This window comes from Pseudorhodobacter sp., assembly GCF_030452865.1.
Taxonomy (GTDB): Bacteria; Pseudomonadota; Alphaproteobacteria; order Rhodobacterales; family Rhodobacteraceae; genus Pseudorhodobacter.
On sequence record NZ_JAKDLJ010000126.1, the window covers coordinates 1 to 8,530 of the forward strand.

Annotated in this window: 8 protein-coding genes; 3 read left to right on the forward strand and 5 right to left on the reverse strand. The window is 61.5% G+C overall.

From position 1 onward, the window contains the following. The 3 genes from L0H65_RS09245 to purD form a co-directional block, all read right to left on the reverse strand. Nucleotides 1-546 (reverse strand): GAF domain-containing protein (locus tag L0H65_RS09245; RefSeq protein WP_301458585.1); only part of this gene is annotated, 546 nt, incomplete at its 3' end. A gap of 23 nt (nucleotides 547-569) precedes the next feature. After that, nucleotides 570-1,820, reverse strand: coding sequence for an aspartate kinase (locus L0H65_RS09250; protein ID WP_301458586.1), 1,251 nt, complete (start codon nucleotides 1,818-1,820; stop codon nucleotides 570-572). A 124-nt stretch (nucleotides 1,821-1,944) separates the two neighbouring features. Further along, on the reverse strand, nucleotides 1,945-3,207 hold the full coding sequence (gene purD / locus L0H65_RS09255; RefSeq protein WP_301458587.1) for a phosphoribosylamine--glycine ligase: 1,263 nt from the start codon (nucleotides 3,205-3,207) through the stop codon (nucleotides 1,945-1,947). A gap of 72 nt (nucleotides 3,208-3,279) precedes the next feature. Between purD and xseA the strand changes: the two genes are divergently transcribed. Next, complete coding sequence (gene xseA, locus L0H65_RS09260; protein WP_301458588.1) at nucleotides 3,280-4,860, forward strand: exodeoxyribonuclease VII large subunit; 1,581 nt, start codon at nucleotides 3,280-3,282, stop codon at nucleotides 4,858-4,860. Between the two features lie 95 nt (nucleotides 4,861-4,955). Here the strand turns inward: xseA and L0H65_RS09265 are convergent, their stop codons facing one another. Together L0H65_RS09265 and L0H65_RS09270 are read right to left on the reverse strand one after the other, a co-directional pair. Continuing rightward, nucleotides 4,956-5,387: a hypothetical protein gene (locus L0H65_RS09265; RefSeq protein ID WP_301458589.1), complete on the reverse strand. Its 432-nt coding sequence runs from the start codon at nucleotides 5,385-5,387 to the stop codon at nucleotides 4,956-4,958. 45 nt (nucleotides 5,388-5,432) lie between these two features. After that, entirely contained in the window at nucleotides 5,433-6,485 is a 1,053-nt protein-coding gene (locus tag L0H65_RS09270; RefSeq protein ID WP_301458590.1) for an alkane 1-monooxygenase, read from the reverse strand. Nucleotides 6,486-6,634: 149 nt separating this feature from the next. Here L0H65_RS09270 and L0H65_RS09275 point away from each other — a divergent pair, with 149 nt between their 5' ends. Both L0H65_RS09275 and ftsY read left to right on the forward strand, forming a co-directional pair. Next, complete coding sequence (locus tag L0H65_RS09275; RefSeq protein WP_301458591.1) at nucleotides 6,635-7,267, forward strand: lysoplasmalogenase; 633 nt, start codon at nucleotides 6,635-6,637, stop codon at nucleotides 7,265-7,267. A gap of 62 nt (nucleotides 7,268-7,329) precedes the next feature. Beyond that, nucleotides 7,330-8,460 carry a signal recognition particle-docking protein FtsY gene (ftsY, locus tag L0H65_RS09280; RefSeq protein WP_301458592.1) on the forward strand — a complete coding sequence of 377 codons (1,131 nt, stop codon included), beginning with the start codon at nucleotides 7,330-7,332 and terminating at the stop codon, nucleotides 8,458-8,460. Nucleotides 8,461-8,530: the final 70 nt, after the last annotated feature.

Below are 8,530 nucleotides of genomic sequence, written 5' to 3' on the forward strand. Positions count from 1 at the left end.
CAACAACGGCTGTTTGTGCAGCGCGCCCAGCGCCTCACCTTCATCATGGAAGGCGCCGAGTTCGGTCATTTCGGCCAGAACCATCGCCACGACTTCGAGTGCGTAGACCTCATCCTCATTGAACTGACGCGCAGCACGGGACTGCACGACCAGAACGCCCAGCTTTTCCCCCACGCGCTGGATGGGCACGCCGAGGAAAGAGGAATAAATCTCCTCCCCGGTTTCAGGCATGAAGCGAAAGCCCTTCTCACCCGGCGCATTGGCGGTATTGACCGGCAGGCCAAAGCGGGCCACGCGACCAACCAGACCTTCGCCAAGGCGCAGCCGGGTCTTGTGGACAGATTCCGCACGCAGGCCTTCTGTCGCGCAAAGCTCCAGCGTTTCGTCGTCGCGGAACAAATAGATCGAACACACCTCGGTCTGAATCGAATCAGCAATCAAATGCGTGATCCGATCCAGCCTTTCCTGCCCTTCACCGGGTTCGGCAAGGCTGTCGCGCAAGCGCCTGAGCAACTTGCGACTGTCGCTTTCACTGCGTTCCGTCATGGTCCCCCGGTGTGGTCGGCGAATTAATCCGCTTTTTCCAACTCGAATATATCATGGAGCGCCTGAACCGCGAGTTCCATATATTTCCGGTCAATCAAGACGGATATCTTGATTTCGGACGTTGCAATGACTTTGATATTGACGTTTTCCTGCGAAAGCGCCTTGAACATCGTCGCGGCAACACCGGCATGGGACCGCATGCCAATCCCCACAACCGAGACTTTCGCAACATCGCTGTCGACGTTCAGGTCGTGATAATTGATGCTGCCCGCAGCCTTGGCGTCTTCCATGGCTTTCTTGGCGCGACCCACCTGATTGACCGGACAGGAAAAAGTCATATCGGTGACAGCGCCGCCATTGGCTTTTTCAGAGATGTTCTGGACAATCATGTCGACATTCACCCCCGCATCCGACAAAGGCCCGAAAATGGCGGCGGCAATGCCGGGTCGATCTTCCACCGTAACAAGGGTGATCTTTGCCTCGTCCCGCGAATAGGCGACGCCAGAAACGACTTTCGATTCCATGATTTCATCCTCGTCACAGACCAGAGTGCCAGAGTGTTCGTCGGTATCCTCAAAGGAGGATAGCACGCGCAGCGGAACTTTGAAGCGCATCGCCAATTCGACGGATCGCGTTTGCAGAACCTTTGCGCCAAGCGAGGAAAGCTCCAGCATTTCCTCAAACGCGATCCGATCCAGCTTGCGCGCCTTGTCGGTGATGCGCGGATCGGTGGTATAGATACCATCGACATCGGTGTAAATGTCGCAACGTACCGCGCCGAACGCCGCAGCGAAGGCAACGGCGGTCGTGTCGGAACCGCCACGCCCCAGTGTGGTGACCCGCCCTTCGGGCGAAAGGCCTTGGAAACCGGCGACGACTGCAACTTTGAAACCTTCGGCAAACTTCGCGTCCAGATTGGTGCGCGGAATTCCGACAAACCGGGCAGAGGCATGGGCAGAAGTGGTGTTGATCGGCACTTGCCAGCCTTGCCAGGACCGGGCCGGCACGTCCATTTCCTGCAAGGTCAAGGCCATCAAGCCAGCGGTCACGTTTTCGCCGCTTGCCACGACCGCATCATACTCGCGGGCGTCGTAAAGCGCCGAGGTCTGCTCGACCCATCCAACCAACTCATTGGTTTTTCCCGACATTGCGCTGACGATGACGATCACGTCATAGCCACGCGCCACCTCGCGCTGTACCTTCCCGGCCGCGTTCTTGATGCGCGCCAGATCGGCAACCGAGGTGCCGCCAAATTTCATTACGAGAAGCGGCATGGATACCTCCCACGGCCCCTGAAGTTCGCGGGCTGTTTATGCGGCAACGCGGGTGGGCGCAAGGGGCGCATCAAGCTACGACTCCCATGATTTCATCTTGGTAAAAATACCTGTTGCGGCACCGTTACAGCGCGCGCCAACCGATATCATGGCGACAAAACCCCTGTGGCCAGTCCACTTGCGCGACCAAGTCGTAGGCCCGTGCCCGCGCTTGTGCCAAACTCGCACCGCGCGCGGTAATATTCAGTACCCGCCCGCCGGTCGCAATGATCTGACCATCGCGCATGCCGGTGCCCGCGTGGAATGTCATGTGAAAACTGTCCTCGCGAAGCAAATCCAACCCGTTGATCGCGCTGCCTTTGTCGTAGCTTCCTGCGTAGCCCTGCGCCGCCATTACCACCGTCAGCGCATGATCGTCCGCCCAATTGACCTGCGCACCCGCCAACTCCCGCCTTGCGCAGGCCAACAGCAGGTCCAACACCTGCGCGCCAAGTCGCATCATCAAGACCTGACATTCCGGATCGCCAAAGCGCACGTTATATTCCACCAACCGGGCCTGTCCGTCCCTTATCATCAGCCCGGCGTAAAGCACGCCCTCGAACGGCGTGCCGCGTTTGGCCATCTCGGCCACGGTGGGGCGCACAATCTCTGCCATCGCGCGTTCCAGAATGGCATCGGTCAGCACCGGAGCGGGGGAATACGCCCCCATCCCCCCGGTATTTGGCCCGGTGTCGCCGTCGCCCACACGCTTGTGGTCCTGCGCGGTACCGATCGGCAGGCAGTCCGCCCCATCGCAAAGGATGAACAGGCTGGCCTCCTCGCCTTCCATGAACTCCTCGATCACGACTTCGGCGCCCGCCGAACCGAACGCCCCACCGAGAATTTCATCAATCCCGGCAAGGGCTTCGGCCTCGGTCATCCCCATGATCACACCCTTGCCCGCGGCCAGACCATCGGCCTTGATCACCAGCGGCGCACCGTGGGTCTGCACATGGACTCGGGCCGCCTGAGCATCCGTAAACCGGGCGTAACCCGCTGTTGGTGCGGCGCAGGCATCGCAGATTTCCTTGGTGAAGGCTTTCGACGCTTCCAACCGGGCCGCCGCTGCAGAAGGCCCGAACGTCAACAGTCCTGCCGCGCGGGTTGCATCAGCGACACCGGCGGCCAGCGGCGCTTCCGGCCCGATCACCACAAAATCAATAGCGTGTTCTTCGCAAAAACCGACGACCTCGGCCGCGTCCATGATGTCGAGATCGGCACATTCGGCCAGCATTGCAATGCCCGCATTTCCGGGGGCGACGATCAGCCGGTCGCATTTCGGGTTCTGCTTGATCGCCCATGCGAGGCTATGTTCGCGCCCGCCACTGCCCAGAATCAGGATGTTCATGCTGCCCCCCGGCTTGGCCTTTACCTCGCGGCGTTCTAAGGTCTGCCAACGCGGATCGCAAGAAGGCTGCCGATGTCTGACCTCTTTGAAGATGGACCCGAAACCGGTGGGACCGGCAATTCGCCGGAATTCACGGTTTCGGAATTGTCCGGCGCGGTGAAACGGGTGATCGAAGGGGAATTCGGCCTTGTGCGGGTGCGCGGCGAAATCGGCCGCGTGTCGCGCCCTGCCTCCGGCCATATGTATTTCGACTTGAAAGATGACCGCGCGGTGATTGCGGCAATCAGTTGGAAAGGGCAGGTCGCAAAGATGCAGGTCCGGCCGGAGGAGGGCATGGAGGTCGTCGCCACGGGCCGCATGACCACCTTTCCCGGCCAGTCGAAATATCAATTGATCGTCGAGGATATCGCGCCAGCGGGAGCGGGTGCGTTGATGGCGATGCTGGAAGCGCGGCGCAAGGCACTGGCTGCCGAAGGGTTGTTCGATGCGGGCCGCAAACGCCCCTTGCCGTATCTGCCGGAGGTGATCGGCGTTGTGACTTCGCCTTCGGGCGCGGTGATCCGCGATATCCTGCATCGGCTCCGGGACCGGTTTCCGCGCCATGTGCTTGTCTGGCCTGTCGCAGTGCAAGGTCAGGCCTGCGCGCCGGAGGTTGCGGCGGCGATCCGGGGGTTCAACGCGATTGCGCCGGGCGGGGCGATCCCGCGCCCGGATGTCATCATCGTCGCGCGGGGCGGTGGGTCATTGGAGGATCTTTGGGGTTTCAATGAAGAAGCGGTGGTGCGCGCGGCGGCGGAAAGCCAAATCCCGCTGATCTCGGCGGTCGGGCATGAAACAGATACCACGCTGATCGACCACGCCTCCGACCGCCGCGCGCCGACGCCAACAGCAGCAGCGGAAATCGCGGTGCCGGTGCGCCTTGACCTGCTGGCGGGGCTGGACGGGCAGGGCGCACGGTTGAGCCGGGCGCTTACACAGGGTCTCGGGCTGCGTGGGCAACGCTTGCGCGATCTTGGCCGCGCTTTGCCCCGGTTGGAAAGCCTGACTCAAGGGGCCGAACAGCGGTTTGATCTGTGGTCAGGGCGGTTGGGTGGTGCGCTTGCCTTGGCGACCAGCGCAAAGCGCGCAGCGTTTGACCGGTTGGCTGCGCCGATGCGCCCGCGCCTGTTGCTGGATATGGTCGCGCGCCGCAGGGACCGCCTGGCAGAATACGGTCGCGCCTTGGAACTGGCGCAGGCCCGGCGCAGTGAACGCGCGGGGGAGCGATTGGATGCGCTTGTCGCCCGCCTTGCCCCGGCCCTGACCCGCGCTTTCACCGATGCCGGGCGCGATATTGCCCGGTCGCGCGAAAAACTCGGCGGTCTTGATGCGCGCCTGCAAGCCACCCCCGCGCAACGCCTTGCCGATCTTGGCAAGCGGCTGGAGGCGCTGGACCGGATGCGGCAAACCCTCGGCTATGCGGAAACGCTCCGGCGCGGTTATGCCGTTGTGTGGGGGGATGGGGGTGTCGTCACCTCCAGATCAGCGGCGGAGGCGGCGAAGTCGTTGGAAATTGAGTTTCACGATGGCCGTTTGGCTATTGGTGCTCACCCAGCGAAATCGACGAAATCAGCGCCCCGCAAACCACCCGGCGAACAGGGAAGCTTGTTTTGATGATGTTCGGTTTGTGTAAGGGTCCAACCGATACAACTCCGATTATTCTTCGAAGAATCACGTCGCAGGGGAACCGGATGTTGCAAAAGCGACGGTCAAACCCCGACATCCGGTCCGGTGCAGGCCAAGGGTTGGTCGGTCTGATTGACCTCCGAAAGCTCCGTGCTCGGCGGATCGGAAATGAAGCGTGCCATCAGATGACCATTGGTCAGATGAAAGGTCCAGCATTGCGGCGTCGCATCATGTTCATAGACAAAACAGATATTCCCCGAATCCTCGTACCAATGACCGATGCGGCAGGTGTCATCAACAAATGCCCAGCGAACGCGACGATCCGTCAGGTACTGCTCCACCCCGTAAATCTGCCCTTCGGACGCATAGGTCAGGGTTTTGCCAGTTGAGTAGGCCTCAAACTCCTTGCCGGTCATCTGGGTTTCGCCAAAGGCGGCGGTGGCGGTGAGAACCGAAAGGGCAAGGACGAGGGCGCGCATGATGGTGGCTTTCAATGGGGCGATTTTGCGCAGCATGCCGCAACTGAACAGCAAGTTCCAGTCACAGCAGCGGGAGCGCGCCTATTCGCGCCATGCCTCTTCCTGCACCCGCCACCGGTTCAGCGGCTTTGCGATCACCCGATACCAGAGGCGCGGGACCAGCGCGATATTGCAGCACATCGCCAAGGGCAGCGGCAGATAGGGCGCGGCCCCCTTTTCCGGCAGGCTCAGCGCTGGGTATGCGCGCGAAGGATGGGCGTGATGGTCGGAATGACGCGGCGCGTTCAGCGACAGCGTAGAGGTGAACCAATGCGGCGCGTTCCAGCTATGACGCTCGGAGACAGGCTCCGGCGTGCCATTGCTTCGGGTTTTCCGCAGCAACCCGTAATGCTGCACATAGTCCGCCAGCAAAAGTTGGCTGTGGCCGAAAATCGCGAGGGCCATCCACGCCAGCACACCTCCCCACCCTCCGATCACATAGCCAAAGCATAGGCAAAACACGGAAATGGCCGCGTAAACCGCATAAGGATGCAAGCCTTTGCCCTGACGCCGCGCCGTTTCCGCCCGCAGCCCGGCCATGTAGGAGCCGACCCAGGCGCGTAGCCAGAAGCGGTAATAACTTTCACCCTCGCGCGCAGTGTTGGGATCATCCAGCGTAGCGGCAAAGCGATGATGGACCAACCGATGCGCCGAGGCATGATGCCCGAACAGCATCGAGGCATAGATTGCCACCCCCAGCCAATAAAGCCCGCGATTGCCACGGTGGATCAACTCATGCGCGCAGGGGTTTGCCACCTGTCCGAACCACTGTCCGGCACCGATCGCCAGAACCACATGTTCCCACGTTGCAAATCCGCTGTTGCCAGCGATGGCCCAGACCACCAGCGGAAAGGCGGTGAAATGCATGCATGCGATCAGGACCAGTACCCCATCCGCTGCCGGAAATTCCGACCCTTCGGCGGAGTTCGGGGCGGCAAGTCTGAGGATCTGGTCCATGATTGCGGTCAGGACGGCCATATAGAACAGCACCGCAATCGACCAGAAACCACCGAATGTGACGCCGAGCAGGATCAACACATATGGCACCAGTGCTGCCACAGCGAAAATCGGCGGTTGCGGGGCGGTTCCTGGCATCGGTACTTTCTATTCATCGGTATTTGGCGTCAGGTGTGGTGCTGTCTGTCGCAAACGCTCCGACGCGCATTGCGTTGCGGGGCCGGTTCGCGGAAGGTCGAAGCGCCAGTTTGTCCAACATAACGCGCAACCCGGTTAAGGAAAGTGAAATGAGCCTTTGGATATGGTTGGGCATCGCCGCGATTCTCGCGCTGATCTATGGCGCTGCGTATAGCTGGCGCGACACGACGGGGGGGCTGCGAAGCGCGGTAAAAACCGCATCGGTTCTGCTGCTGGCCGGAGCCGGGACCATGTGCGATGCGCCCGCTTTGATTGTCCTCGGTCTGGTTTTGGGCGCTTTGGGCGACCTTTGCCTTTCGCGCCCCGGAACGTCAGCGTTTCTGGCTGGCATGGCGGCGTTTGCGGCAGGGCATCTGGCCTATGCCTTCTATTTCTGGGGCATGCCCGGCAGTTTCGGACTTTGGGGTCCGCTTGCCCTGCTGCTTCTTGCCGCGACGACCGAAGCATGGCTGGCACCGCGCACGGGTGCGTTGCGATGGCCGGTGCGCGGCTATGTGGTGGTGATCACGCTGATGGGGCTTGCAGCGTTGCGGGTGGATGTGGGGTTGATCCTGACGGGGGCGGCACTGTTCATCCTGTCGGATGTGCTGCTGGCCCTGCATCTTTTCGTTTTCCCGAAGGCAAAACTGCGCCCGCTGATGGCGATGGCGCTGTGGCCTTGCTATTGGGGCGGGCAGGTGCTGATCCTTCTTGGGGCGCTGGGCGCGGTTTCCCTGGCCTAAGCCCTTTCCCTGCCGTGCCGGATTGATTAGGTGGAAGCACAGGCAAACACGCTGGAGGCGGCATGTCATTCTTCAAGAAACTCCGGGACAAGATGTTCCGCTCCTCGGACAAGATAACCGATGGGCTGGATGCATTGGTGGCGGGGGAAGAAGGCGCAGGCAGTGTCGCGGCGGAAACCCTGCCCGCCCCCGCGCCAATCGAGGAAACGTCTGCTCCCGCATCTGCGCATACGCCTGCCCCGGTGCCCACGCCAACCCCGGCACCGGTGGCACCGGTCGCGTCGCCAATCGCTGGCGAAAAGCCTGCCCAAAAAACCGGCATCCTGAGCCGTCTTGTCGGACGGCAACCGGCGGAAGCGAAGCGGGAGTTTGATGATGCGATGCTCGAAAGCCTTGAGGAGTTGCTGATCGAGGCGGATATGGGCGTTGACACCTCGCTGCGGGTGACGGGAAATATCGCCGAGGCGCTGATGGGCAAGCGTGTAAGCACGACAGAGATCAAGCAGGCGCTTGCGGCCGAAGTGACCCGCATCATGGAACCCGTCGCCCGTCCGCTGCCGATCTATGCCAAACGCCCGCAGGTTGTGTTGGTGGTGGGTGTCAACGGTTCGGGCAAAACCACAACCATCGGCAAACTGGCCAGCCAGTTCAAGGCGGCAGGCAAATCGGTTGTGATCGCGGCCGGCGATACGTTCCGCGCCGCTGCGGTGGAGCAGTTGCAGGTCTGGGGGCAGCGGGCAGGGGTGCCGGTGCTGACCGCGCCCGAAGGCTCCGACCCGGCAAGTCTTGCGTTCGATGCGATGACAACTGCCGAAAACAGCGGTGCGGATTTGCTGATGATCGACACCGCGGGCCGTTTGCAAAACCGTCAGGATCTGATGGAGGAGTTGAGCAAGATCATCCGGGTCATCCGCAAGAAAGACCCTGATGCACCGCACAACACCATCCTCGTCCTCGACGCGACCACCGGGCAGAATGCGCTCAATCAGGTGGAAATCTTTCGCAAACTCTCTGATGTCTCCGGGCTTGTGATGACAAAGCTCGACGGCACCGCCAAGGGTGGCGTTCTGGTGGCACTTGCGGATCGCTTTGGCCTGCCGATCCACGCGATTGGCGTTGGCGAACAGATCGACGATCTGGCACCTTTTGACCCTGAAGATTTCGCGGCCGCCTTGGTGGGCCTCGATAAATGACCCTGCTTTCATCTGTTCAGAAATATCCCGGGGGGTGCGGGGGGGGGGCCCCCCGCGGTTTCGGGTGAGC